The sequence below is a fragment of the Streptomyces sp. SDr-06 genome, from assembly GCF_003324565.1.
In the GTDB taxonomy this organism is placed as follows: Bacteria; Actinomycetota; Actinomycetes; order Streptomycetales; family Streptomycetaceae; genus Streptomyces.
Genome location: NZ_QOLA01000004.1, coordinates 100,239 through 124,460 on the forward strand (window position 1 = coordinate 100,239; position 24,222 = coordinate 124,460).

Below are 24,222 nucleotides of genomic sequence, written 5' to 3' on the forward strand. Positions count from 1 at the left end.
GGCCCCACGGACCTGACCCGTGGGGCCGCGACTGCTTCACCCGGCCCGCGCGCTCCCTCAGCCGCGCCGCTTGGAAGGCCGGGGCTTGGCGGGCCGCCTCGACCCCGAGTTCGACGACGAACCCGAACCGCTCGACGAGCCCGATGAGGCCGACGAACCCGAGCCGGAGTTCGAGGAGGAGGAGCCGGCCGCGGCCTCCGCCCGGGCCGCCGCCACATAGCCGTACATGTCCCGGGGGCCGCCGTCCGCCGGCTCGCCGAGCGCCGCCAGTGCCTCCTTCGCCCTCGGCGCGAGCACCGGCGAGAAGTACGGGTTGGTGCGCAGTGCCTCCTGGTAGTGGCGCCGGGCCGCGCCCGAGCGGCCGAGATCCCGCTCGATGGTGGCCTGGTGGTAGGAGAACAGGGCGTCGCGCATCCCGGAGTCGCTCGCCTTGCGGGCGTGGGCCAGCGCCTCCTCCGGCTCGCCCGCCCGGTACATCGCCCAGGCCAGCGCGTCCTCCGCGGCCGGGCTCGGATGCGCCTTCCACTCCGCTTCGAGCCGGTCCACCGCCGTGTGCGCCGCCCCGTGGTCGGCCTCGAACCGGCCCAGCACCAAGGCGTCGTCCACCCCGTTGGAGCCGTCCCGCGCGGCCAGCTCGCGCAGCTTGTCGAACCAGGTCCGCGCGTCGCCGTCCAGGCCCTGCGCCTCGTACAACTCACCCAGTTCAAGGAGGTATTCGGGGCGCGGCAGCACCGCGACCGCCGCCAGGTAGTCCCGCTGGGCCTCCGCCCGCCGACCGAGCGCCGCCTTGGCCCTGGCCCGGCCCGCGAGCGCCGCGTGCGCGCCCGGATCGGCGCGCAGGGCCGCGTCGTAGTGGGCCACGGCCTTCTCCGGCTCGCCCCTCTCCCACGCCAGCTCGCCCACCGCGACCAGGGCGACCGCCTTCTGCACCGGCGAAGTGGCGTGCCCGACGGCCTCGTCGAGGGCCGCCGAGGCGTCCTCGCGCCAGCCGTGCTGCCGGTACACCTCGGCTGCCTGCGTCAACGCCTCCGGGCCGCCGCGCAGTTCGAGCACCTGCTCCACCGCCTTCGCGGCGGCCTTCGCCTCACCGAGCCCGTTGTACGCCTCGATCAGGACGGGGTAGAGCGTCCACCGGTCCGCCCGGCGGGCGCGTACCGACTCGGCCAGGGTGCGGGCCGCGGCGTAGTCGTGCCGGGCGTTGGCCAGGGCCGCGAGCCCGATCTCGGCGTCCAGGCTCTCCTTGCCGCCCTTGGGCCGCACCTGGAGCGAGCGCCGCAGTGCCCACTCGGCGCGCGGGTAGTACGAGGAGTCGGCGCCGCGCACGCCGCGTTCCAGATAGGCCGAGCCGAGCACCGCCCACTGCGCCTCGTCCGTGGGGTGGCCGCGCAGCCAGGCCGTCCGGTCGGTGATGAGGGCGCTCAGATCGCCCACCGCCGCGGGCGCCCCCGAGGCCACCGCGGTCAGGGCCCGCGCGGCCGGACCCGGCGCGGGCGGCGGCGCCTGCGGCCCCTCGGCGTCCGGCATGAGCAGCAGCACCCCGCCGACCAGCACGCTCGCCGCAAGGGCCACCAGCGCGGCGCGCTTCAGGACGGGCGGCGGCCCGGACCGCCGCGAGGTCCGCTGGGCCGCGGCCGAGGCCGACATCCAGGCCGCCCGCCGTGCCGCGTCCGCATCCTGTTCGGTCTTCGCGATCTCCATGGCGCTCACTGTGCGTCAATAGGAAGAGCGCGCCCGGCCCCGCCCGACCGACCGGGGAAAGGGTTCACACCGATGGCCCCGGGTGCCAGGCTGAAGACATGGACGATCTTCTCGAACGGCTGCGCGAGCACCTCCCGGCGGACGCCGTCATCACCGACCCCGACATCACCGCCTCCTACGCCCACGACATGGCGAGCTTCTGCGTGGCGGGCAGTCCGGCCGTGGTCGTGCTGCCGCGCACCGTCGAAGAGGTCCAGCACGTGATGCGCACCGCGACGGCGCTGCGCGTGCCGGTCGTGCCGCAGGGCGCGCGCACCGGCCTGTCCGGAGCGGCCAACGCGAGCGACGGCTGCATCGTCCTGTCCCTGGTCAGGATGGACCGCGTCCTGGAGATCAACCCGGTCGACCGGGTCGCGGTCGTCGAACCCGGCGTCGTCAACGCCGTCCTGTCGCGCCAGGTCCAGGAGCACGGGCTCTACTACCCGCCGGATCCCTCCAGTTGGGAGATGTGCACCATCGGCGGGAACATCGGCACCGCGTCCGGCGGCCTGTGCTGTGTGAAGTACGGGGTGACCGCGGAGTACGTCCTCGGCCTTGAGGTCGTACTCGCCGACGGGCGGCTCATGAGCACCGGCCGGCGCACCGCCAAGGGCGTCGCCGGATACGACCTGACCCGGCTGTTCGTCGGCTCCGAGGGCAGCCTCGGCATCGTCGTGAAGGCGGTCCTCGCGCTGCGCCCCGCGCCGCCGCCCCAGCTCGCGCTCGCCGCCGAGTTCGGCTCGGCCGCGGCCGCCTGCGAGGCCGTCGTACGGATCATGGAGCGCGGCCACGCCCCGTCGCTGCTCGAACTCATGGACCGTACGACCATCCAGGCCGTCAACCGCATGGCGAACATGGGGCTGCCCGACAGCACCGAGGCCCTGCTGCTCGCCGCCTTCGACACCCCGGACCCGGCCGCCGACCTCGCGGCCGTCGGCGAGCTGTGCATCGCCGCCGGGGCGACCGAGGTGGTCCCGGCCGTGGACGCGGCGGAGTCCGAACTGCTGCTCCAGGCACGGCGGTTGTCGCTCACGGCGCTCGAAACGATCAAATCGGCCACGATGATCGACGACGTGTGCGTGCCGCGGTCCAAGCTCGCCGAGATGATCGAGGGAACGTCGGCGATCGCCGCCAAGTACGGTCTGACCATCGGCGTCTGCGCCCACGCGGGCGACGGCAACACCCACCCCGTGGTCTGCTTCGACGCCGCCGACGAGGACGAGTCCCGGCGTGCCCGCGAGTCGTTCGACGAGATCATGGCTCTCGGTCTGGAACTCGGCGGCACCATCACTGGCGAACACGGCGTGGGCGTACTCAAGAAGGAGTGGCTGGCCCGCGAGCTCGGCCCGGTGGGTATCGAGATGCAGCGCGCGGTGAAGCACGCCTTCGACCCGCTGTGCCTGCTGAATCCGGGCAAGCTGTTCTGAACCGGGCTCCTCACGCACCCTCCTCCGGACGGGACTCGTCGGACGGCCACGGGTCGCGCAGCCACAGCTCGTCCACCCCGCGGCCGGTGGCCGGCGCGAGCAGCTCGGCGAGGCCGTCGTCGATGCCGAGCTGCTCGGTCTCGGAACCCGGCGGCACCGCCCGCAGCGTCCGCTCCAGCCACGCCGAGACCTGCGCGGCCGGCGCTTCGAGCAGCGCGTCGCCGTCCGGCGAACTGAGCGCCATCAGGACCACGCTGCGGCCCTCGACCTTGGTCGGCCAGATCCGCACGTCCCCGTGGCCGCACGGCCGGAACACGCCCTCGACCAGGAGCTCGCGCGCGAACGTCCAGTTGACGGGGGTCTCCGAGCCGATGTGGAAGGTGATGTGCACGGCGTAGGGGTCGTCGGTGCGGTAGCCGAGCCGGGCCGGCACGGGGATGCTGCGCTCGGGCGACAGCACCAGTTTGAGTTCGAGTTCGCGTTCCACCACGGTGTGCATGAGGGTCTCTCTTCCCTTTCCCGGTACGAGCTCACGGTCGAGCCCGTACGCGCGGTACGCGGCCCGGGAGCGGGCCGTCGAGGGTGAGAGCGCGTTCCCTCGCCGTCATTACGCGACTTCGGCAAGATTTTTTCGGCGAACTTCTCCCGGCGCCGGGCCGCGGCGGCGGCAGCCCGTGTCCGCGGCCCTCCCGGCCCGCCTCACGGCGGCCCCGAACCGTTGATCCAGCTCGCCCCGTACACCGCCGAGCCCACGGCGAGGACCGCGACCACCGGCACCGCGCGGGCCGCCCGCGTCCGCGCCAGCGCGAGCGCCACCGGCGCGAGCAGCGGGAAGGCGGGCAGCAGCAGCCGGGGCTTGGAACCGAAGTAGCCCGACGAGCACAGGGCCAGGGCCAGCACGATGCCGGTGTAGACGAGCAGCGGGAGCGGCTGGCGCCCGCGCACACAGGCCCCGTACGCCCAGAGGGCCAGTGCGGTGCCCGCGATCAGGCCGAGCCCGGCGAGCACCACGGGCCAGCCGCCGAGGTGGTCCACGATGAACTCCCCGTACGCCAGGCCCCCGTCGAAGCCGTTGCCCCACTCGGCCTGGACGTCGAGATAGCCGAGCGGGCCGCCCCGGTGGAGGCCCACCCACAGGACGTAGCCCGCCGCGCCGAGCGGGGCGAGCACCGCGCCGGTCAGCATCCGCGCCCCGATGTGCCGGGTGCGCCGGGCCTCGACGGCGGCCCCCGCCCACAGCGCGGCGGCGACCGCGAGCCCCACCGGGCGGGTCAGTCCCGCGAGGGAGGCGAGGACCCCGGCCTCCACCCAGCGGCGCCGCAGGATCGCGTACAGCGCCCAGGCGGCGAGCGCGACGAACAGCGCCTCGCTGTACGCCATCGACTGCACGATCCCCACCGGGACCGCCGCCCACAGCGTCACCAGGAGGAGCCCCGCCCGGTGGCCCCAGAGGTGATGTCCCATCAGATACATCCCCCAGGCGGCCGCCAGGCCCGCGAGCCCGCTGATCAGCAGGCCCGCGTCACCGGCGCCGAGCGGGCTCACCGCGGCGACGGCCTGCTCCAGCCAGGGCAACAGAGGGAAGAACGCCAGGTCGGACAGGACCCGGCCGTCGGGGGCGGTCAGCGTGAAGTCGTAGCCCGACTCGGCGACCCGCGCGTACCAGAGCGAGTCCCAGCGCGCGGAGAGCAGTTCGTGGGTGTCGTTGCCACTGGCCCGGGACCACAGGTCGAGGACCAGCAGGCCGAGCGCGCGGACCGCCGCGAAGGCCGCGACGGCGGACCAGGCCCGCCGCGGCGCGGAGACCGGCTCCGGGGAGCCGACGGCCGGTTCGTCGTGACCGGTCAGGCCGGGCCCCACACGCATTGCTCACTCACTTTCCCCGCCCGGTCCCGCCGGGTGCACCCGTTCGATGCGCCTCGACTGTACGCACTGGTGGGACCCCGCCGCTCCGCCCCGCCCCCGGCCATGGCACGGCGCCCGCCCGTCGCCCGTACGCGGGCTTCCTGTCCGGCTTCTTCCTACGGGCCCGGGGTTCTTCGTTACTGTCCTCCTGGGACAAGCGGAAGCGCCCGGTCGGTGCCAGGGCCGGGCGGCGTGCCGCGGCAGAGATCAAGTGTGCTGGATCGGAACGGAGTTGGAGACATGGCGACGGTTCCTCCTGACAGCGGCGGGAGCGTAGCCCGGGAAGGGTATTACCCGGACCCCTCCATTCCCGGATATGTCCGGTACTGGAACGGGGTCTCCTGGGTGCCCGGCACCAGCCGGCCCGCCCCCGGCCCGGGGGAGGCGCAGCCCGCGGTGCCGGCGGGCGCCGCCCCCGCGCCCGCCCCCGCCCTCGCCTCCGCGCCGCCCCTCCAGGTGCCGTCCGCCGAGGAGACCGGCCCGGTCTTCCTCGACGAGCCCGACCCCACGCCCGCCTCCACCGCGCAGGGCCAGGGCGCCCGGCCGCAGCCCGCCTGGCACGCGGACGCCGTCCACCAGTCGGGCTTCGGCGGCGACCAGGACCGCCGGGTCTCGTGGGGCCAGCCGGTCGATCCGCGCGGCCTGCCCGAAACGGCCGACCCGCGCCGCCTCCCCGACCCCCGCCGGCCCGACCCCGCGCGGCCCGCCGGACCGGTGCCGCACCAGCAGCGGTCCGCACGCCCGGCGGGGGCGGTGCCGCCCGCCGCCGTCGAGCCGCCGCCCGCGCGCGCCCAACTGCCCGCCCCGGCCGACCCGGTCCACCCGGCGCCCCTCCACCCGGCCCCGGCCGAGCGCGCGGCCGGTCCGTACGCCACGCCCGCCCAGGCCCCCGCCCCCGCGCAGCCGCAACCGCAGGCCGCCCCCTCGCAGGCCCAGCCCTCCGTGCCCGGTTCGCCGATGACGGCGGGGCCCGGGGGAGGGGCCGCGTCCTGGGCCCAGCAGGTGCACCAACTCGCCCGGCCCGACCCGCAGGAACCGGTCGTTCCGTGGAAGCCGCCCGTCGCCGACCCCTTCCTCCAGGCCGCCCAGGCCCAGGCCTCGGCCAGGCCCGCCGGGCTCGGCAGGCGCCTGATCGCGCGGCTCGTCGACAGCGTGCTGCTCGGCGCCCTCGTCGGAGGCCTCGCGGTGCCCCTGGTCGTGCAGGCCGCCGACCACATCCAGGAGAAGATCGACGCGGCGAAGCTGTCGGGGCAGACGGTCACCGTCTACCTCCTGGACGGCACGACCGCGGGCCTCCTCGGCATCGTGATCGGCGCCTTCCTCGTCCTCGGGCTGCTGTACGAGGCGCTGCCCACCGCCAAGTGGGGCCGCACGCTCGGCAAGAAGCTGTGCGGGGTGCAGGTGCGCGGCATCGAGTCGTACGAGCCGCCGACCTTCGGCCAGGCGGTCCGCCGCTGGCTGGTCTACGGGGTGCTCGGGCTGCTCGCGGTCGGCGTGGTCAACGTGGCGTGGTGCCTGTTCGACCGGCCGTGGCGCCAGTGCTGGCACGACAAGGCGGCCCGCACGTTCGTCGCGCAGGGCTAGCCGGACGGGGCGACCGCACCGTTGGCGCGATCGCGCCGGGCGGTACCCCGAACGGCGTCCGTACCGTTGCGGGCGCCTCGCGCGCGCGATGCACTACCGCCATGAGCACCGATCAGCCGCCGCCCGGTCAGCCGCCCGAGGACGACCCCTTCCGCAAGAAGCCGTCCGAGCCGCCGCCGAGCGGTTCGCCCTACGGCGGTGCGCAGCCGCCCCCCGGGCCGCCGCCCGGTGACTCGCCCTATGGTTCGGGGCCGCCGCCGGGCGGCGCGGGCCCCTACGGCGCTCCGCCGCCCCCGGCCGGTGGAGGCGGCGGTCCGTACGGCGGGCCGCCTCCCCCCGGTGGAGGCTCGCCGTACGGCAGCGCCCCGCCACCGCCCTCCGACCCCTACGGCGGCCAGTACGGCGGTGTCGACCCGCTGGCCGGGATGCCGCCGCTCGCCGATTTCGGCAAGCGGTTCCTGGCCCGTTTCATCGACTTCCTCATCATCGCGGTCCCGCTCGGCCTGATCGAGTGGGCGACCAGCAACCGCGTCGTCATCGCGACGGACAACGGCGACTCCGGCACCGAGGTGATCAGCAAGGCGTACTCCGGCAGCGGCCTGCTGTGGCTGCTGATCTCGCTCGCCGCCTACATCGGCTACGACACCCTGATGGTCTCCAAGTCCGGCCGGACGCTGGGCAAGAAGTGGCTGGGGCTGCGGGTCGCGATGCTCAACGACGGCAGTGTCCCCACCACCAACGCGGCGCTCGCGCGGGCCGCCGTGCTGTGGGCGCCGTTCGTGATCTGCTGCTACTGCCTGTGGGACATCGTCCTGATCATCACGATCGTGGCGGACAAGCCGTACCGGCAGGGCTGGCACGACAAGGCCGGCAAGACGGTGGTGGTCTCAGCCGCGCAGTGAGTGCTCGCGCGCCGGCCGCTGTTCGCGGGGGGCCGGAACGCGCAGGGCGGCGGAGGTCTCGACGACGGCCGCACGGTTCACCGGTGCCGCACCAGCGGCCGGGGCCGTGCGGTCGTTCGCGTCCGCCCGGGAGCGGCGGGGCAGGGGCATGGGGACCGTCACCGCGACGAGCAGGCCGAGCAGGAGCGCGGCGAGCACGATGACCGCGACCCCGACCCCGGACTCGGTGCGCGAGAGCAGCAGCATGGCGACGGTCGAGAAGACGACGGTGGCCGAACCGTAGGAGAGCTGTGCGGCTGTGGGACGCGGCATGGCGTTATCCGTCCTCATGGTTCGGATAGGGGTGGGCCTCTCAACCGTTCTCAACCGGCGGACGTGTCAGCCGGATCGCACTGTCAAGCGACTCTACGTCGGTCCATGCCCGAGGGGAACTGTTGGTAAGCGTGACCTAACCCACGGTGCCGGTGCACAGGGGGCGCACGGAGTCATTCGGCGAGGCGGCTCCGTCCGGATGCCGAGACGTGCGCACCGGATGTCCCGGTCTGTTAGCACAGTCTTTACGTTCGGATAGCGGAACTGGCCTACTGCATAATGTACTTGGCACGAACAAGTCAAGATCTGTCTTTTCTTTGGTAACTCCGGTCCAATGTCGTCACTTGAGACGCGTGTCGAGCACCGGAACCAGCCCCTCACCCCCCGGTTCCTGCCGGCCGCGGGGGAGGACATCATCAAGTGACCAGCAGCAGGAAGGCGGCAAGAGCCGCCGCCGTGCTCGTGGCTCTCGCCACGGCCGGCGCCACGGGCTCGGCATACGCCATGGCCCAGGCGGACTCGAAGGCCCCGGTGGCCGTCGTCCGCCAGGACCCGTCCACGGCCAAGGGCCAGGAGCACAACCTGAAGGGCCCGTTCAGCGACCAGCAGGCGCAGCAGCGCCAGGCGGCGCTGGAAGGGGTCATCTCCGGGAAGAACAAGGTCGAGAAGCGCAACGGCTCCGACGTCGTGAAGCTCGACGACAAGAAGTACGTCGAGCTGGGCCGCCAGAAGACCGACAAGATCTTCACGATCCTGGTGGAGTTCGGCGACCAGGTCGACAACACCACGATGTACGACCCGGACGGCCCCGACGGCCCCAAGCCGCCGCAGCCCAAGTACGGGGGGACGCCCGGTCCCGCGCACAACCAGATAGCCAAGCCCGACCGGGCGAAGGACAACTCCACGGCCTGGCAGGCCGATTACAACCAGAAGCACTACCAGGACCTGTACTTCGGTGCCGGCCAGGGCGTCAACTCGCTGAAGACCTACTACGAGAAGACCTCCTCGGGGCGCTACTCGGTCGACGGCCAGGTCACCGACTGGGTCAAGATCCCTTACAACGAGGCCCGCTACGGCTCCAACTACTGCGGCCAGACCAACTGCGCCAACGTGTGGGACACCGTCCGCGACGGCGTCAACGCCTGGGTCGCCGACCAGAAGGCCAAGGGCCAGACGGACGCGGAGATCAAGGCGACCCTGAGTCAATACGACCAGTGGGACCGCAACGACTACAACAACAACGGCAACTTCAACGAGCCCGACGGCTACATCGACCACTTCCAGATCGTGCACGCGGGCGAGGACGAGTCGGCGGGCGGCGGCGCCCAGGGCACCAACGCCCTGTGGGCGCACCGCTGGTACGCGTACGGCACGGACGCCGGCAAGACCGGCCCCTCGTACAACAAGGCCGGTGGCACGCAGATCGGCGACACCGGGATATGGGTCGGCGACTACACGATGCAGCCGGAGAACGGCGGCCTCGGCGTCTTCGCGCACGAGTACGGCCACGACCTCGGTCTGCCGGACCTCTACGACACCACCAACACCGCCGAGAACTCGGTCGGTTTCTGGTCCCTGATGTCGGCCGGCTCCTGGCTCGGCACCGGCAAGGACTCCATCGGCGACCTGCCCGGCGACATGACCGCCTGGGACAAGCTGCAGCTCGGCTGGCTCAACGCCGAGACGGTGAAGGCCGGTACGGACAAGACGGTCAAGCTGGGCGTCTCGGAGTACAACACCAACGACAAGCAGGCGCTGGTCGTGGAGTTGCCCAAGAAGGAAGTCACCACCACCGTCGTGAAGCCCGCCGAGGGCTCCAAGCAGTGGTGGAGCGGCATGGGTGACAACCTCAACAACACCCTGACCCGCGGCCTCGACCTCACCGGCAGGTCCAAGGCGTCCCTGGACCTCTCGGGCTGGTGGGACATCGAGAAGGACTACGACTTCCTGTACACCGAGGTCTCCACGGACAACGGCGCCACCTGGAACGCCATCGACGGCACCGCCGACGGCAAGGCCATCACGCGCGACTCCAGCAACAAGCCGGCCCTGACCGACGCCTCGGGCGCGTACAAGAAGCTGTCCTTCCCGCTCGACCAGTACGCGGGCCAGAAGATCCAGCTCCGCTTCCGCTACCAGACGGACGGCGGCGCGGGCGGCAAGGGCTTCACGGCCGACGCGATCACCGTGACGGCGGACGGCGCGGCGGTCGTCACCGACGGCGCCGAGGGCGACGACAACGGCTGGACGGCGAAGAACTTCTCCCGCATCGGCGAGTCCTTCACCAACGACTACCCGCAGTACTACATCGCGGAGAACCGCCAGTACGTCTCGTTCGACCAGACCCTCAAGACCGGCCCGTACAACTTCGGCTTCTCCAAGACCCGGCCGAGCTGGGTCGAGCACTACCCGTACCAGAAGGGCCTGCTCATCTGGCTCTGGGACACCTCGCAGAAGGACAACAACGTCTCGGCCCACCCGGGCCAGGGCCTGATCCTGCCGATCGACGCGCACGCCAAGCCGCTCAAGTGGTCCGACGGCACGCTGCTCCGCAACAAGGTCCAGCCCTTCGACGCGCCCTTCAGCTGGTACCCGACGGACAGCTTCACGCTGCACAAGGCGGACGTCGCCACGAAGATCAACTCCCAGATGGGCGTCCCGATCTTCGACGACCACCACGGCACCTACTGGTACGCCGAGAACCCGACCGGGAGCGTCAAGGTTCCTGACACCAAGACCCGCATCTCGATCGTCAACCAGCCGCTGGACGGCTCGACGATCACCGTGAAGGTCGGTTCCGCGATCAAGTAATTCTCAAAACCGCAGGTCAAACCATGATCGGCCGTCGCCCTCTAGCGGGGCGGCGGCCGGTCGTGTTTAGGTGCGTTCTACGAGTCCTTATTGACAGCGAGTCCAACGCGTCGTCCTACAGGGGGAGTGGTCCGGCATGCCCGGCGGAGGTTTCTGCAAGCTGCCAGGCGGCAGCGTGGTCGTCGCGCTCACGCTGCCGAACCCGGCCGCGCCCGGCACCGACGTGCGCGTCCTGGTGCACGCCGTCAACCGGGCCCGCGCCCTGACCAGGCTGCGGAACCTGGGGCTGCGGGCGGTGTACCTGCGCGGCCAGACCGAGCCGCCGACCCTGGACGAGATCACGGCCGTCCTGCACCATCCCGACGGCCTGCTGTGGCGCACGGCCCCGGAGACGACGGAAGAGCTCTGGCACCCTATACGCGCCCTGCTGAAGTAGCCGCGCGGCTACACCACGGGCTTGCCCGACAGCTCGATGCCCGCGGCCCGCATCTCCTCCAGGGCCGCCGAGGTGGTGTGCTCCGCCACCCCCGCCGTGAGGTCGAGCAGCACATGCGTGGCGAACCCGGCCCGCGCCGCGTCGAGCGCGGTCGCCCGCACACAGTGGTCCGTCGCGATGCCCACCACGTCGACCTCGTCGACCTGCCGGGCCCGCAGCCAGTCCGCGAGCGAGACGCCGTTCTCGTCGAGCCCCTCGAAACCGCTGTAGGCGGCCGCGTACGCGCCCTTGTCGAAGACGGCGTCGATCGCCCCGCTGGCGACCGCCGGCGCGAAGTTGGGGTGGAAGCCCACGCCCTCCGTGCCGGCGACGCAGTGCACCGGCCAGGAGTGCTCGAAGTCGGGGGCGTCGGAGAAGTGCCCGCCCGGGTCGATGTGGTGGTCGCGCGTGGCCACCACGTGGCGGTAGGCGGACCCGGCCGCCTGGCCCACCAGGTCGGTGATCGCGGCGGCGACGTCCGAGCCGCCCGCGACCGCGAGGGAGCCGCCCTCACAGAAGTCGTTCTGGACGTCCACGACGATCAAGGCGCGGTGCATGTCGGCTGTCCTTCGGTCTGCGGGCCCGGGATCTGGGGCTGTTCCTTGAGCGTAGAGACTTCGATCGGCGCGCGGCAGGGGGCAAACGGGGGCGGAAACCCTGCCGCGCGGACCGGGGCGGGGCTCAGACGTACTCGGTCGGGATGACCGGCTCGCCGCGCGAGAGCTGGCTCGCCGACATCGGCAGCGCGGCCAGCGCCTCGATGTGCCGCGCGCGGGCGCTGTCCAGCGGCTCGCGGGCCACCACCGCGCCGGCCTTGACCAGCTCGACCAGGAGCTGGCTGTCGGCGAGCGCGGTCGGCACCGCTCCGGTCCCGATGACCTCGGCCTCCGCGATCCCGTACGCGTCCGAGCGGCGCGCGGCCCACTTGCGGCCGCCCATCGACGACTTCGCGCCGAGCGACTTCTTGGCGACCGGCTGCAGCGGCGCCTTCGGGTCGGCGGACTGGGCGCGGGCGACCAGCTTGTAGACCATGGAGCAGGTCGGGTGTCCGGAGCCGGTGACCAGCTGGGTGCCGACGCCGTACGCGTCCACGGGGGCGGCGGCGAGCGAGGCGATGGCGTACTCGTCGAGGTCGGAGGTGACCACGATCTTGGTGTTGGTGGCGCCGAGCTCGTCGAGCTGCTGGCGCACCCGGTGGGCGACCAGGAGCAGGTCGCCGGAGTCGATGCGGACCGCGCCGAGCTCGGGCCCGGCGATCTCGACGGCGGTGCGCACGGCCTCGGCGACGTCGTACGTGTCCACCAGGAGGGTCGTGCCGCGGCCCAGCGAGTCGACCTGGGCCCGGAAGGCGTCGCGCTCGCTGTCGTGGAGCAGGGTGAAGGCGTGGGCGCTGGTGCCGACGGTCGGGATGCCGTAGCGGAAGCCGGCCGCGAGGTCCGAGGTCGAGCTGAAGCCGCCCACGTAGGCGGCGCGCGAGGAGGCGACCGCGGACAGCTCGTGGGTGCGGCGCGCGCCCATCTCGATCAGCGCGCGCCCGCCCGCCGCGGCCGACATCCGGGACGCGGCCGCCGCGATGGCGGAGTCGTGGTTGAGGATCGAAAGGATCACGGTCTCGAGCAGCACGCACTCGGCGAAGGAGCCCTCGACGCGCAGGATGGGCGACCCCGGGAAGTAGACCTCGCCCTCGGGATAGCCCCAGATGTCGCCGCTGAACCGGTAGGAGGCGAGCCAGCGCAGGGTGGGCTCGTCCACGATGTCGTGGTCGCGCAGGAAGCCGAGCACGCCCGCGTCGAACCGGAAGTTCTCGACGGCGTCCAGGACGCGCCCGGTGCCGCCCACCACGCCGTACCGGCGGCCCTCGGGCAGGCGGCGGGTGAAGACCTCGAAGACCGAGCGGCGCTCGGCCGTGCCCGCCTTGAGGGCGGCCTGCAGCATCGTGAACTCGTACTGGTCGGTGAAGAGCGCGGTCGACGGCACGTCCACCGGCAGCCCAAGGTCCGAAGCGTTCACAGCGAGCTACCTCGCACTTTCGTCCGGGCCGAGCACCGCTCGGCCGGGGTTCCGGGGATCGCCCCCGAGAGAAGGGGCATGTGGGGGATGCTACCCCGAATACTCGTCACTTTGACGATTTCTAGGGGCCCGTTTGTGCGATGACCCGTTCCGGGTGGCAGCATGGAGGCCGTGGCTGTGATTTCCGGGGGCGCCCTCCGGACCCCCGGCAGAAGAGACGAAGGTCGCCCAGCGCTGTGAGTGTTGCTCCCGTAGAGATCGAACGCCCCGAGTCGGCGGAGTCGAGCCGGCCCGTGGCCGAGCCCGATGTGCCCTGGGTGACGCTCGTCCACAACGACCCCGTCAACCTCATGAGCTACGTGCAGTACGTCTTCCAGACCTACTTCGGCTACTCGAAGGACAAGGCCCACAAGCTGATGCTCGACGTGCACCACAAGGGACGGGCCGTGGTCTCCAGCGGCAGCCGCGAGGAGATGGAACGGGACGTGCAGGCGATGCACGGCTACGGATTGTGGGCCACGCTGACCCAGGACCGCGGCTGATGGCCGGGCATTTCGAGGCTCTGCCGGGCGGCGGCGCGGCTGTCGCGCTCGACGAGGTCGAGATCGCCATCCTGCGTTCGCTCGCCGTGCAGCTGCTCGAACTCATCGGCCCGGGCGACGAACCGGCCGACGACGAGGACCCGCTCGCCGCGCTGTTCGCCGAGGGGCCGAGCGAGCCGCCCGCCGACCCGGCGCTCGCCCGCCTCTTCCCCGAGGCGTACGCGAGCGAGGAGAGCGACGAACTGCGCGCCAAATCCAGCGAGTTCAGGCGCTTCACCGAGAACGACCTGCGGGCGCGCAAGCGGGGCGACGCCCTGGCCGTCGTGCACGGGCTCGACGCGCTGAGCCCCCGGGGCGACGGCGGTGCCGTCCTGAAGCTGACCGCCGATGACTCGCGGCACTGGCTGGGCGCGCTCAACGACCTGCGCCTGACCATCGGCACCCGCCTGGAGATCACCGACGAGGACGAGAGCGGCGAGCTCTACCGGCTGCCGGACGACGATCCGCGCAAGCCGATGGTGATGGCCTATCTGTGGCTGGGTGTGCTGCAGGAAACACTCGTCGAAACGCTCATGCCCTGACCCGGTGACCCATGGATGGCCGTTCGCTCAGCGGACGCTCAAATCCGTATAACGATCCCATCACCACATCGACCTGCTTTGTCACGTCGAGGGACTTTTGTCCGCTTCTTCCTGTGGGGTGCGCCACAGTGGCCGGTGGGGATCACCCGTAAGGCCGTGATAAATCTTCACGACCACCCGGGGACGCCACCCATGTCCCCGGGGGCGCTTCGACCGGCTGACCGCCGGTGGCACTCCATCCACATCCGGGGGGATCAGGACCTGATCCGTCGCTTCGTGACCGAGGCGGACGGGTCAGCATGGAGAAAGGCGCACCACCATGACCTCAGCGCAGGTCGACAAGCACGACGACCGTCCTGCCGGCAATGAGGCCGCGGGGACCGCCCACGGTTCTGGCGAGGGCGAGGGTTACCAGCGGGGTCTCGGCGCCCGCCAGATCCAGATGATCGCGATCGGCGGTGCCATCGGCACCGGCCTCTTCCTCGGCGCGGGCAAGGCCATCTCGAAGGCCGGCCCCAGCCTCATCCTGGCCTACGCCATCGCCGGCCTGGTCATCTTCTTCATCATGCGCGCGCTCGGCGAGCTGCTCATGTACCGCCCGGTGTCGGGCTCCTTCTCGGAGTACGCCCGCGAGTTCGTCGGCCCGTTCTGGGGCTTCGTGACCGGCTGGACGTACTGGCTCTTCTGGGTCGTCACCGGCATCACCGAAGTCACCGCGGCCGCCCAGTACATGTCCTTCTGGACCCACGGCAGCATCCCGCAATGGGCCTACGCGCTGATCTTCACGCTCATCCTGTACGCCGTGAACCTCATCTCCGTGAAGCTCTTCGGCGAGCTGGAGTTCTGGTTCTCCATGGTCAAGGTGACCGCCATCGTCGGCATGATCCTGATCTGCGCCGGCATCCTGACCGTCGGCTTCTCGGACGCCGCGGACACCGCCACCGTCGCCAACCTCTGGAACGACGGCGGGTTCTTCCCCAAGGGCATCGGCGGCACGCTGATGACGCTCCAGATCGTCATGTTCGCCTTCCTCGCCGTCGAGCTGGTCGGTGTGACCGCGGGCGAGTCCAAGGACCCCGAGAAGACCCTGCCCAAGGCCATCAACACCGTGCCGTGGCGCATCGCCGTCTTCTACATCGGCGCCCTGATCATGATCCTCTCGGTCGTCCCGTGGCACGAGTTCCAGCCGGGCGTGAGCCCCTTCGTCGCGGCCTTCCAGAAGATGGGCCTCGGCATCGGCGCGGGCATCGTCAACTTCGTCGTGCTGACCGCTGCGCTGTCCTCCTGCAACTCGGGCATGTACTCCACCGGCCGCATGCTGCGCGACCTCGCGCTCAACGGCCAGGGCCCCAAGGTCTTCACCAAGCTGACCAAGAGCGGCACCCCGCTGGTGGGCACCTCGGTCTCCGCCGGGCTGATGCTGGTCGGCGTGTGGATCAACTACGTGGCGCCCGGCAAGGCCTTCGACTACGTGGTCTCCTTCGCCACCATCTCCGGCATGTGGGCCTGGATCATGATCCTGGTCTGCCAGATCCGCTACCGACGTCTGGCGAACACCGGCGCCCTGCCGCAGTCGAGCTTCCGCGCCCCCGGCGCCCCGTACACCAGCTGGTTCGCGCTGATCTTCATCTTCATGGTCATCGTGATGATGGGCATCGACAAGGACTCCCGCGTCTCGCTGTACTGCGCGCCGCTGTGGGCCCTGATCCTCGGCGTCTCCTACCTGGTCCTCAAGGCCAAGAACCCGGAGAACAAGGCGTTCGCGAAGCGCGCCTGAGTCTCTGACCTGGCGGTTCTCAACATCCGGGCCGTTCCGTATCGACACTCGATACGGAACGGTCCGTCTGCTTATCCTTGCCGACATGCTGACCATCACCCAGGCCCTGTACGACCAGCTCGTGGCGCACGCCCGCGCCGACCACCCCGACGAGGCGTGCGGTGTGGTCGCGGGTCCGGCGGGCACCGGCCGCGCCGAGCGCTTCATCCCGATGCTGAACGCGGCCCGCTCGCCCACGTTCTACGAGTTCGACTCGCAGGACCTGCTCAAGCTGTACCGGGAGATGGACGACCGCGACGAGGAGCCGGTGATCGTCTACCACTCCCACACCGCGACCGAGGCCTACCCCTCGCGCACCGACGTGACGTACGCGAACGAGCCGGGCGCCCACTACGTCCTGGTGTCGACGGCGGACACGGACGGCGCGGGGGAGTTCCAGTTCCGCTCGTACCGCATCGTGGACGGTGTGATCACGGAGGAAGACGTAAGGGTCGTAGAAGCGTACTGACGGATACTCGCGCATACTGTCCGTACGCAATCTTGATCATGGGGCGGCAGGACCCAGGAAGCCGGTGCGAATCCGGCACGGTCCCGCCACTGTGACCGGCGCCCTCGCGGGCGCCGGAAGCCAGGAACTGACCTGCCGCCTTCTCCCGACGACAGGGGACGTGGAAATCCCCTTGGAGGAGCTCCGTCATGCCCTGGCGCCGCGCGGCATTCGCCGCCGCCCTGCTGTTCCCGCTCGCCGCCTGCACCACCCAGGCGCAGCCCGAAGCCGCCGGGAGCACCGCCCCCGGCTTCCCGTACACGGTCACCAACTGCGGCGTGACCACCACCTTCACCGCGCCCCCGAAGCGCGCGGTCACGATGAACCAGCACGCCACCGAGGTGATGCTGGAGCTCGGCCTCGCCAAGTCCCTGGTGGGCACGGCCTATCTGGACGACAAGGTGCTGCCGAAGTACGCGGCGGACTACCGCGCGGCGCCGGTCCTGGCCGCCGAGTACCCCTCGTACGAGAAGCTCCTCTCGGCCAACCCGGACTACGTGTACGGCGGCTACGCCTCCGCCTTCGCGGCGAACGAGGGGCGCGGGCGCGAGGCCCTGGCCAAGAGCGGCATCACGTCCCGTCTCAACGTGGAGAACTGCCCCAAGGGCGCCACGACCACGATGGACGACGTGTACCAGGAGGTCCGCGAGGTCGGCCGGACCTTCGGGGTGGCCGACCGCGCCGAGTCCTGGGTGCGCGAGGCCGAGGCCACGAACGCGCGGACGCGCGCGGAGCACGCGGGCGCCGCGCCGGTCTCCGTCTTCGTCTACGACAGCGGCGACAAGACGGCGTTCACGGTGGGCGGCAAGGGCATCGGCAACGACATCGTCACCCGGGCCGGCGGCCGCAACATCGTGGCCGGTGACCTGAAGGACAAGTCCTTCGGCGACGCGAGCTGGGAGAACGTGGTGGCCCGCGCGCCCGAGGTCATCCTGATCCTCGACTACGGCGGCACGAGCGTGGAGGCCAAGAAGAAGCGCCTGCGCGACGACCCGGCCCTCGCCTCCGTCCCCGCCGTCAAGAACGGCCGCTTCGCCGTCCTGCCCCTCTCCGACATGGTGACCGGCGTCCGGGCGCCGGACGCGGTGGCCAAGCTGGCCGGGCAGCTGCGCGCCGGGGCGGGCCGGTGAGCGCGCCCGCGCCCGAGGACTCGGCACGCCGCCCCCGGAGCGGGCGCACGGCCTCGCGCCGGCGCTGCGCCACGCTCGTCGGCGTGCTCACCCTCGTGCTGCTGGCCGCCGCCGTGGCCGGGCTCGCGCTCGGGTCGGTGCGCATCCCCGCCGCCCAGGTGCTGGGGATCGTCACCGGGACCGCGGAGCCCGGCCCGTACCGGACCATCGTGCTCGACGTGCGGCTGCCCCGCGTCGTGCTCGGGGCCGTCACCGGCGCGGGCCTCGCCGTCATCGGCACCGTGCTCCAGGCCCTCGTACGCAACCCGCTCGCCGACCCCTTCCTGCTGGGGGTCTCCAGCGGCGCCTCCGCCGGGGCCGTCGCCGTCATCGTCCTCGGGGTCGGCGCGGGCGTGGCCACCACCGTCGCGCTGCCCGCCGCCGCCTTCGCCGGGGCGCTCGCCGCGCTGGTCCTCGTGTACGGACTCGCCGGGCGCGGCGGCGCCATGACCGGCGGCCGTCTCGTACTCGCCGGGGTCGCCGTCTCCTACGTCCTGTCCGCGCTCACCAGCCTGATCCTGGTCACCTCGGCGAGCGCCGAACACGTCCAGGAGGTCCTGCACTGGACGCTCGGCGGGCTCGGCGGCGCCCGCTGGGACATGCTCGCGCTGCCCGCCGCGGCCCTCACCCTGGGCACCCTCGTCCTGATCGCGCTGGCCCGCCCGCTCGACCTGCTGCTCGTCGGCGAGGAGGGCGCCACCGTGCTCGGCCTGGACACCGGCCGCTTCCGCGCGGGCGTCTTCGTGCTCGCCTCGCTGCTCACCGGCGTCCTCGTCGCGCACACCGGCGCGATCGGCTTCGTCGGCCTGATGGTCCCGCACGCCGCCCGCCTGGCCGTCGGCGCCGCCCACCGCACCCTGCTCCCGGTCGCGGCCCTCGGCGGCGCCGCCTTCCTCGTCCTCGCCGACCTCGCGGCCCGCACCGTCGCCGCCCCGCAGGACATCCCCGTCGGCGTGCTCACCGCGCTCACCGGCGGCCCGTTCTTCCTCTGGATGCTGCGCGGCCGCCGGGCCGGCGCGGAAGGCAGCCCCGCATGACGACCCTGCGCATCGAATCCCTCGGCCACACCACACCCCAGGGCCGCGCCCTGCTCCACGACATCACCCTGGAGGCCGCCGACGGCGAGACCGTGGGGCTTGTCGGCCCCAACGGCAGCGGCAAGACGACCCTGCTGCGCTGCGTCCACGGCACCCTGCGCCCCACCGCGGGGCGCGTCCTGCTCGACGGCGGCGATCTGCACGCCCTGCCGGTCAAGGCGCGCGCCCGGCGCATCGCGACCGTCCCGCAGGACTTCGGCGCCGGAGCCGTCGAGCTGACCGTCCGCGAGATCGTCGCCATGGGCCGCTCCCCGCACCACCGCTTCTGGGAGGCGGACACCGCCGCCGACGACGCCCTCGTGCGCGAGGCGCTGGCGAAGGTCGGGATCGCCGACCTCGCGGGCCGCTCCTTCCCGTCCCTCTCCGGCGGCGAACGCCAGCGCGCCCTGGTCGCCCGCGCCCTCGTGCAGCAGCCGGACGTCGTCGTCCTGGACGAGCCGACCAACCACCTCGACATCCGCTACCAGCTCGAAGTGCTCTCCCTGGTAAGGGAGTTGGGCACCCTCAACCTGTTCGCCCTGCACGACCTGAACCTCGCCGCGTACTACTGCGACCGGATCTATGTCCTGGCGGGCGGCCGCGTGGTCGCGTCGGGCCCGCCCGTCGAGGTCCTGACCGCGAGCCTCCTGCGCGAGGTGTACGGGGTGAACGCCGAGGTGAGCGTCCACCCGGCCACCGGGGCGCCGACCGTCGTCTACCTGCCGCCGACCCGGGCCGCGTCGGCGCCGACGGCGGCCACGACCACATCCTGAGCGATATCCGTCCAGAATCCGAGATCACATTCCGGGAAGCGGACCGGGAATCTATACGATGACCCCATGGTTTCGAACGACGTGAGCGACAAGACGCCGAGCAGCGGCCCCGCCCTGCTGCTCGTGGCGCGGCTGCACGTCGACCTGTGCCGTCTCGCCAGCGCGATCTGTACGGCCCGCGCAGCCGTCTGACGCCGCGCGCCACCCGCACCAACGCACCACCGCACGCCCCGGGCGTGCGGCGCGCGGACCCGAGCCCGACCCGCGCCCACCTGCCTCTTCCTTCCGATCAGGAGCCCACGCCATGGCCATCGAGGTCCGCATCCCGACCATCCTCCGCACCTACACCGACGGCGCCAAGGCCGTCGAGGGCAGCGGCGCCACCCTCGCCGACCTCTTCAACGACCTCGACGCCCGGCACGCCGGCATCCGCGAGCGCATTGTCGACGGCGACAACCTGCGCCGCTTCGTGAACGTGTACCTCAACGACGAGGACGTCCGCTTCCTCGACGGCATCAACACCAAGCTGTCCGACGGCGACAACGTCACGATCCTGCCCGCCGTCGCGGGCGGATCCGTCTGAGATGCGTTACGACTCCCCGCTCGCCGCGGTCGGCAACACCCCGCTGGTCCGCCTCCCGCGCCTGTCCCCCTCGGACGACGTACGGATCTGGGCCAAGCTGGAGGACCGCAACCCGACCGGTTCGATCAAGGACCGGCCGGCCCTCCACATGGTCGAACAGGCCGAGAAGGACGGCCGGTTGACGCCGGGCTGCACCATCTTGGAGCCCACCAGCGGCAACACCGGCATCTCGCTCGCGATGGCCGCGAAGCTCAAGGGCTACCGCATCGTGTGCGTGATGCCGGAGAACACCTCCCAGGAGCGCCGCGACCTGCTGGCGATGTGGGGCGCGGAGATCGTCTCCTCCCCGGCGGCGGGCGGCTCCAACACGGCCGTACGGGTCGCCAAGGAGCTGGCCGGGCAGAACCCGTCGTGGGTGATGCTCTACCAGTACGGGAACCCGGACAACGCGGGCGCCCACTACGCCACGACGGGCCCGGAGATCCTCACCGACCTGCCCTCGATCACCCACTTCGTGGCGGGCCTCGGCACCACCGGAACGCTGATGGGCGTCGGCCGCTACCTGCGTGAGAACGTCCCCGGCATCCAGATCGTCGCGGCCGAACCGCGCTACGACGACCTCGTCTACGGCCTGCGCAACCTCGACGAGGGCTTCGTGCCCGAGCTGTACGACGCCTCCGTGCTGACCACCCGCTTCTCGGTCGGCTCGGCCGACGCGGTGACCCGCACCCGCGAGCTGCTGCAGCAAGAGGGCATCTTCGCGGGCGTCTCCACGGGCGCCGCCCTGCACGCGGCGATCGGGGTCGGCAGGAAGGCCGTCAAGGCGGGCACCCCCGCCGACATCGTCTTCGTCGTCGCCGACGGCGGCTGGAAGTACCTCTCGACCGGCGTCTACACCGCGCCCACCACCGAGGCCGCGATCGAGACCCTGCACGGCCAGCTCTGGGCCTGAGGGCTCCGCGCCTTCCGGGTCCGGGAGGGGCCGGGGCGCGTCACCCCGCCAGGTGGCGCACCTGGTCCCACAGGGTCGGGTCCACCACCCCCACCCGGCGGCGGAACGCCCACGCCCCCACCTCGCGCAGCTCGTCGGTCTCCAGGAAGCTCGGCCGGCCGTGCGCATCGGCGACCGTGCCGGGCGGCAGCGGAATGACCCCGGCCCGCTCGTCGTGGTACTTGCTGGTGATCTTCGCGACGGTCACCGCGTCACCCCGCACCCGCAGCACCAGACACGGCCGGTCCTTGCCGCCCGGGACGTCCTCGTAGGGCACCTCCGCCCACCAGATCTCCCCGGCCTTCGGCAGCCGCCCGGGCGCCCGCTCCGGCCCGGCCGGACGGCCCGGCGGACGCGCCCGCCCGCCCGGCCGGCGCCGCGAACGCCCGCGCCCGTCCATCAGAGCCGCGACGGCCGCGAGGGCCACCACGGCCCCCAGCGCCAGCCACCACGACGTGTCCATACCCCAGACGTTACCGGCGCACCACCCAGCGCGCGCGCTCCATGGCAACACCATCCGAACCGGTGACAGCGCAGGTGAGTTCCCCCACAACGGCCCGCTCCAAAGGAGCGGGAGGCCTTGTGGCGCCTTACGCTCAACCCACCGCAGCCCTTCCCCGCCGCCACCCCGCCCGCCCCCAACGACAGGCTTCGCCTGTCCCACCCGTCGCCCGACCACCGCCCCTCAACGACAGGCTTCGCCTGTCCCACCCGTCGCCCGACCACCGCCCCTCAACGACAGGCTTCGCCTGGCCCCCCTTGTCTTCTTTTCTTTTGTTGCCTCCGGAGGTTCGCGCTCCATGAAGCTCACCGTCGTCGGCTGTTCCGGGTCGTTCCCCTCCGCGGAATCGGCCTGCTCCAGCTACCTCGTCGAGGCAGACGGCTTCCGGCTGCTCCTCGACATGGGCAACGGGGCCCTCGGTGAGCTGCAGCGCCACATCGGCCTGTACGACCTGGACGCGATCTTCCTGTCGCACCTGCACGCCGACCACTGCATCGACATGTGCGGCTACTTCGTCGCCCGCTACTACCGCCACGAGGGCGGCCGCTGCGCGCCGATGCCGGTGTACGCGCCGGAGGGCGCCGAGCAGCGCCTGACCACGGCGTACGCCGACACCCCCTCCGCGTCCTCGATGAGCGAGGTCTTCGACTTCCACACCCTGAAGCCGGGCTCGTTCGACATCGGCCCCTTCTCGGTGCGCACGGAGCGGGTCTGCCACCCGGTCGAGGCGTACGCCCTCCGGGTCGAGCACGCCGGGCGCGCGCTCACCTACTCCGGGGACACCGGGCCCTGCGCCGCCCTCGACGAACTGGCCGAGGGCACCGACCTGTTCCTGTGCGAGGCCTCCTTCACGTACGGCAAGGAGGACATCCCGGCGCTGCACCTCAACGGCCGCGAGGCCGGTGAGCACGCCGCCCGCGCGGGCGCGGGGCGCCTGGTCCTCACGCACATCCCGCCGTGGACGGACGGCGAGATCAACCTGGCGGACGCCCGAGCGGTCTACACCGGCCCGACGGAACTGGCCGCGGCGGGCGCGGTGTACGAGGTCTGAGCCCACGCCCTGTTTTCGCCATGCGAAAGGCCCCCGGAACCGTTCGGTTCCGGGGGCCTTCAGCAGGCTGCGGGGGCCTACTTCGCCTCGGCCTTGAGCAGTTCGGCCAGCTCCTCGTCGGACTCGCGTCCGGGCGTGGGCAGGTTGAACTTGGTGATCGCGAACCGGAAGATCACGTAGTAGACCACCGCGAAGCAGAGGCCGACGAGCGCCAGGCCCCACGGGTTGCTGGCGATACCCAGGTTGAGGAAGTAGTCGACCGCGCCGGCGGAGAAGCCGAAGCCGTCCTTCATGCCGAGGGCCCAGGTCAGCGCCATGGAGACACCGGTGAGCACCGCGTGGATCGCGTACAGGACCGGCGCGATGAACATGAAGGTGAACTCGATGGGCTCGGTCACGCCGGTCACGAAGGCGGTGAGCGCGAGGGACATCATCATGCCGCCGACGACCTTGCGGCGCTCGGGACGGGCGCAGTGGGTGATCGCGAGGCAGGCCGCCGGGAGGGCGAACATCATGATCGGGAAGAAGCCGGTCATGAACTGTCCGGCGTGCGGGTCACCGGCCAGGAAGCGGGCGATGTCGCCGTGCTTGCCGTTGTAGTCACCGGCCTGGAACCAGGGGAAGGAGTTGAGCAGGTGGTGCATGCCGATCGGGATCAGCGCACGGTTCGCGATGCCGAAGATGCCGGCGCCGACGGCGCCCGAACCGACCAGCCACTCACCGAAGTTGTGCAGGCCTGCGCCGAGCACCGGCCAGATCAGACCGAACACGATGCCGATGAGCAGGCCCGCGAACGCGGAGAGGATCGGGACGAGACGGCGGCCGCCGAAGAAGCCCGCCCAGTCCGGCAGCTTGGTCCGGTAGAACTTCTGGTACAGCAGGGCGACCACGACACCCATGACGACACCGCCGAGGACACCGGCGTTGACGGGCGCGTCATTCATGACGATCTTGCCGTCCACGACCGCCGCGACCTTCGGCAGCTTGCTGTCGGTGAACGTCGCCAGGACCTTCTGGAAGACGAGGTAGCCGGTGACGGCGGCGAGCGCGGTCGAACCGTCCGACTTCTTGGCGAAGCCGATCGCGATGCCGACGCAGAACAGCAGCGCCATGTTGTCGAGGATCGCGCCACCACCGGCCGCCATGTAACCGGCGATCTTGGTGATGACGGTCGGGAACGAGTCCCGGCCCAGCATGTCGTTGTTGCCGAGGCGAACCAGCAGCGCTCCGGCGGGCAGCACCGCGACGGGCAGCATCAGGCTGCGGCCGATGCGCTGCATGACAGCCATCACGCCGGAGCCCTTTTTCTTGGCAGCCGCGGGGGCGGCGCTAGCCGTACTCACAACATCCTCCAGTAGGCAAGGCGCCGCCCGGGGGCATGGGAAAATACGGGGGGACGGCGGCGTCTCGGGGGGAACGCGGTCAAGCCCGCGTGGTCTACACCAATGAGTGGTGTAGACCAGTTGT

At 71.6% G+C, this 24,222-nt stretch carries 24 protein-coding genes and 1 riboswitch; of the genes, 16 read left to right on the forward strand and 8 right to left on the reverse strand.

What is annotated here, in order from left to right; genetic code table 11:
• Positions 1-57: 57 nt before the first annotated feature.
• Positions 58-1,698, reverse strand: coding sequence for a tetratricopeptide repeat protein (locus tag DT019_RS39505; protein ID WP_189389445.1), 1,641 nt, complete (start codon positions 1,696-1,698; stop codon positions 58-60).
• 98 nt (positions 1,699-1,796) lie between these two features.
• Between DT019_RS39505 and DT019_RS11320 the strand changes: the two genes are divergently transcribed.
• Positions 1,797-3,164, forward strand: a complete 1,368-nt coding sequence (locus DT019_RS11320; protein WP_114036627.1) for an FAD-binding oxidoreductase — start codon at positions 1,797-1,799, stop codon at positions 3,162-3,164.
• Positions 3,165-3,174: 10 nt separating this feature from the next.
• Here DT019_RS11320 and DT019_RS11325 read toward each other — a convergent pair whose 3' ends face one another.
• Entirely contained in the window at positions 3,175-3,663 is a 489-nt protein-coding gene (locus tag DT019_RS11325) for an SsgA family sporulation/cell division regulator (protein ID WP_114036628.1), read from the reverse strand.
• Between the two features lie 200 nt (positions 3,664-3,863).
• Entirely contained in the window at positions 3,864-5,030 is a 1,167-nt protein-coding gene (locus DT019_RS11330; protein ID WP_114036629.1) for a glycosyltransferase family 39 protein, read from the reverse strand.
• A gap of 279 nt (positions 5,031-5,309) precedes the next feature.
• Here DT019_RS11330 and DT019_RS11335 point away from each other — a divergent pair, with 279 nt between their 5' ends.
• Both DT019_RS11335 and DT019_RS11340 read left to right on the forward strand, forming a co-directional pair.
• Positions 5,310-6,653 (forward strand): RDD family protein, encoded by a 1,344-nt coding sequence (locus tag DT019_RS11335; RefSeq protein ID WP_114036630.1) that lies wholly within the window; start codon positions 5,310-5,312, stop codon positions 6,651-6,653.
• 101 nt (positions 6,654-6,754) lie between these two features.
• The gene (locus DT019_RS11340) at positions 6,755-7,555 is read left to right on the forward strand and encodes an RDD family protein (RefSeq protein WP_114036631.1); all 801 of its coding nucleotides are present in this window, start codon (positions 6,755-6,757) and stop codon (positions 7,553-7,555) included.
• On the opposite strand, the gene DT019_RS11345 is transcribed toward DT019_RS11340, so the two are convergent.
• Entirely contained in the window at positions 7,541-7,867 is a 327-nt protein-coding gene (locus DT019_RS11345) for a hypothetical protein (RefSeq protein ID WP_114036632.1), read from the reverse strand. The two genes, DT019_RS11340 and DT019_RS11345, sit on opposite strands and share 15 nt — an antisense overlap.
• 420 nt (positions 7,868-8,287) lie before the next feature.
• Between DT019_RS11345 and DT019_RS11350 the strand changes: the two genes are divergently transcribed.
• Both DT019_RS11350 and DT019_RS11355 read left to right on the forward strand, forming a co-directional pair.
• Positions 8,288-10,678, forward strand: coding sequence for an immune inhibitor A domain-containing protein (locus tag DT019_RS11350; RefSeq protein ID WP_189389455.1), 2,391 nt, complete (start codon positions 8,288-8,290; stop codon positions 10,676-10,678).
• Positions 10,679-10,814: 136 nt separating this feature from the next.
• Entirely contained in the window at positions 10,815-11,114 is a 300-nt protein-coding gene (locus tag DT019_RS11355; protein WP_114036633.1) for a hypothetical protein, read from the forward strand.
• Between the two features lie 8 nt (positions 11,115-11,122).
• Here the strand turns inward: DT019_RS11355 and DT019_RS11360 are convergent, their stop codons facing one another.
• Together DT019_RS11360 and DT019_RS11365 are read right to left on the reverse strand one after the other, a co-directional pair.
• Complete coding sequence (locus tag DT019_RS11360) at positions 11,123-11,710, reverse strand: isochorismatase family protein (RefSeq protein ID WP_114036634.1); 588 nt, start codon at positions 11,708-11,710, stop codon at positions 11,123-11,125.
• A 124-nt stretch (positions 11,711-11,834) separates the two neighbouring features.
• Positions 11,835-13,163 (reverse strand): nicotinate phosphoribosyltransferase, encoded by a 1,329-nt coding sequence (locus DT019_RS11365; protein WP_114036635.1) that lies wholly within the window; start codon positions 13,161-13,163, stop codon positions 11,835-11,837.
• A 236-nt stretch (positions 13,164-13,399) separates the two neighbouring features.
• Between DT019_RS11365 and clpS the strand changes: the two genes are divergently transcribed.
• The 10 genes from clpS to DT019_RS11410 all read left to right on the forward strand — a co-directional run bounded on the left by clpS (position 13,400) and on the right by DT019_RS11410 (position 21,163).
• Positions 13,400-13,705, forward strand: a complete 306-nt coding sequence (gene clpS, locus DT019_RS11370; RefSeq protein WP_114036636.1) for an ATP-dependent Clp protease adapter ClpS — start codon at positions 13,400-13,402, stop codon at positions 13,703-13,705.
• Positions 13,705-14,286, forward strand: a complete 582-nt coding sequence (locus tag DT019_RS11375; RefSeq protein ID WP_114036637.1) for a DUF2017 domain-containing protein — start codon at positions 13,705-13,707, stop codon at positions 14,284-14,286. The genes clpS and DT019_RS11375 overlap by 1 nt, the downstream gene beginning before the upstream one ends.
• 319 nt (positions 14,287-14,605) lie before the next feature.
• Positions 14,606-16,063 carry an amino acid permease gene (locus DT019_RS11380; RefSeq protein WP_114036638.1) on the forward strand — a complete coding sequence of 486 codons (1,458 nt, stop codon included), beginning with the start codon at positions 14,606-14,608 and terminating at the stop codon, positions 16,061-16,063.
• 85 nt (positions 16,064-16,148) lie between these two features.
• The gene (locus DT019_RS11385; protein WP_100578666.1) at positions 16,149-16,571 is read left to right on the forward strand and encodes a Mov34/MPN/PAD-1 family protein; all 423 of its coding nucleotides are present in this window, start codon (positions 16,149-16,151) and stop codon (positions 16,569-16,571) included.
• Between the two features lie 11 nt (positions 16,572-16,582).
• Positions 16,583-16,722: riboswitch (cobalamin riboswitch) on the forward strand.
• Positions 16,723-16,759: 37 nt separating this feature from the next.
• Positions 16,760-17,740: an ABC transporter substrate-binding protein gene (locus DT019_RS11390; RefSeq protein WP_114036639.1), complete on the forward strand. Its 981-nt coding sequence runs from the start codon at positions 16,760-16,762 to the stop codon at positions 17,738-17,740.
• An 83-nt stretch (positions 17,741-17,823) separates the two neighbouring features.
• Positions 17,824-18,816, forward strand: a complete 993-nt coding sequence (locus DT019_RS11395; RefSeq protein WP_223279460.1) for a FecCD family ABC transporter permease — start codon at positions 17,824-17,826, stop codon at positions 18,814-18,816.
• On the forward strand, positions 18,813-19,628 hold the full coding sequence (locus DT019_RS11400; RefSeq protein ID WP_114036641.1) for an ABC transporter ATP-binding protein: 816 nt from the start codon (positions 18,813-18,815) through the stop codon (positions 19,626-19,628). The genes DT019_RS11395 and DT019_RS11400 overlap by 4 nt, the downstream gene beginning before the upstream one ends.
• 66 nt (positions 19,629-19,694) lie before the next feature.
• Positions 19,695-19,820 carry a putative leader peptide gene (locus DT019_RS40725; RefSeq protein WP_262985321.1) on the forward strand — a complete coding sequence of 42 codons (126 nt, stop codon included), beginning with the start codon at positions 19,695-19,697 and terminating at the stop codon, positions 19,818-19,820.
• A 112-nt stretch (positions 19,821-19,932) separates the two neighbouring features.
• A complete protein-coding gene (locus DT019_RS11405; RefSeq protein ID WP_114036642.1) occupies positions 19,933-20,211 on the forward strand; it encodes a MoaD/ThiS family protein in 279 nt (92 codons plus the stop codon).
• A 1-nt stretch (position 20,212) separates the two neighbouring features.
• Positions 20,213-21,163 carry a PLP-dependent cysteine synthase family protein gene (locus DT019_RS11410; RefSeq protein ID WP_114036643.1) on the forward strand — a complete coding sequence of 317 codons (951 nt, stop codon included), beginning with the start codon at positions 20,213-20,215 and terminating at the stop codon, positions 21,161-21,163.
• A gap of 40 nt (positions 21,164-21,203) precedes the next feature.
• Here the strand turns inward: DT019_RS11410 and DT019_RS11415 are convergent, their stop codons facing one another.
• Positions 21,204-21,665: a type II toxin-antitoxin system PemK/MazF family toxin gene (locus tag DT019_RS11415; RefSeq protein ID WP_114036644.1), complete on the reverse strand. Its 462-nt coding sequence runs from the start codon at positions 21,663-21,665 to the stop codon at positions 21,204-21,206.
• Positions 21,666-22,002: 337 nt separating this feature from the next.
• Here DT019_RS11415 and DT019_RS11420 point away from each other — a divergent pair, with 337 nt between their 5' ends.
• Positions 22,003-22,755, forward strand: coding sequence for an MBL fold metallo-hydrolase (locus DT019_RS11420; RefSeq protein ID WP_114036645.1), 753 nt, complete (start codon positions 22,003-22,005; stop codon positions 22,753-22,755).
• A 77-nt stretch (positions 22,756-22,832) separates the two neighbouring features.
• Here the strand turns inward: DT019_RS11420 and DT019_RS11425 are convergent, their stop codons facing one another.
• Positions 22,833-24,098, reverse strand: a complete 1,266-nt coding sequence (locus tag DT019_RS11425) for a PTS transporter subunit EIIC (RefSeq protein WP_114036646.1) — start codon at positions 24,096-24,098, stop codon at positions 22,833-22,835.
• Between the last annotated feature and the right edge of the window lie 124 nt (positions 24,099-24,222).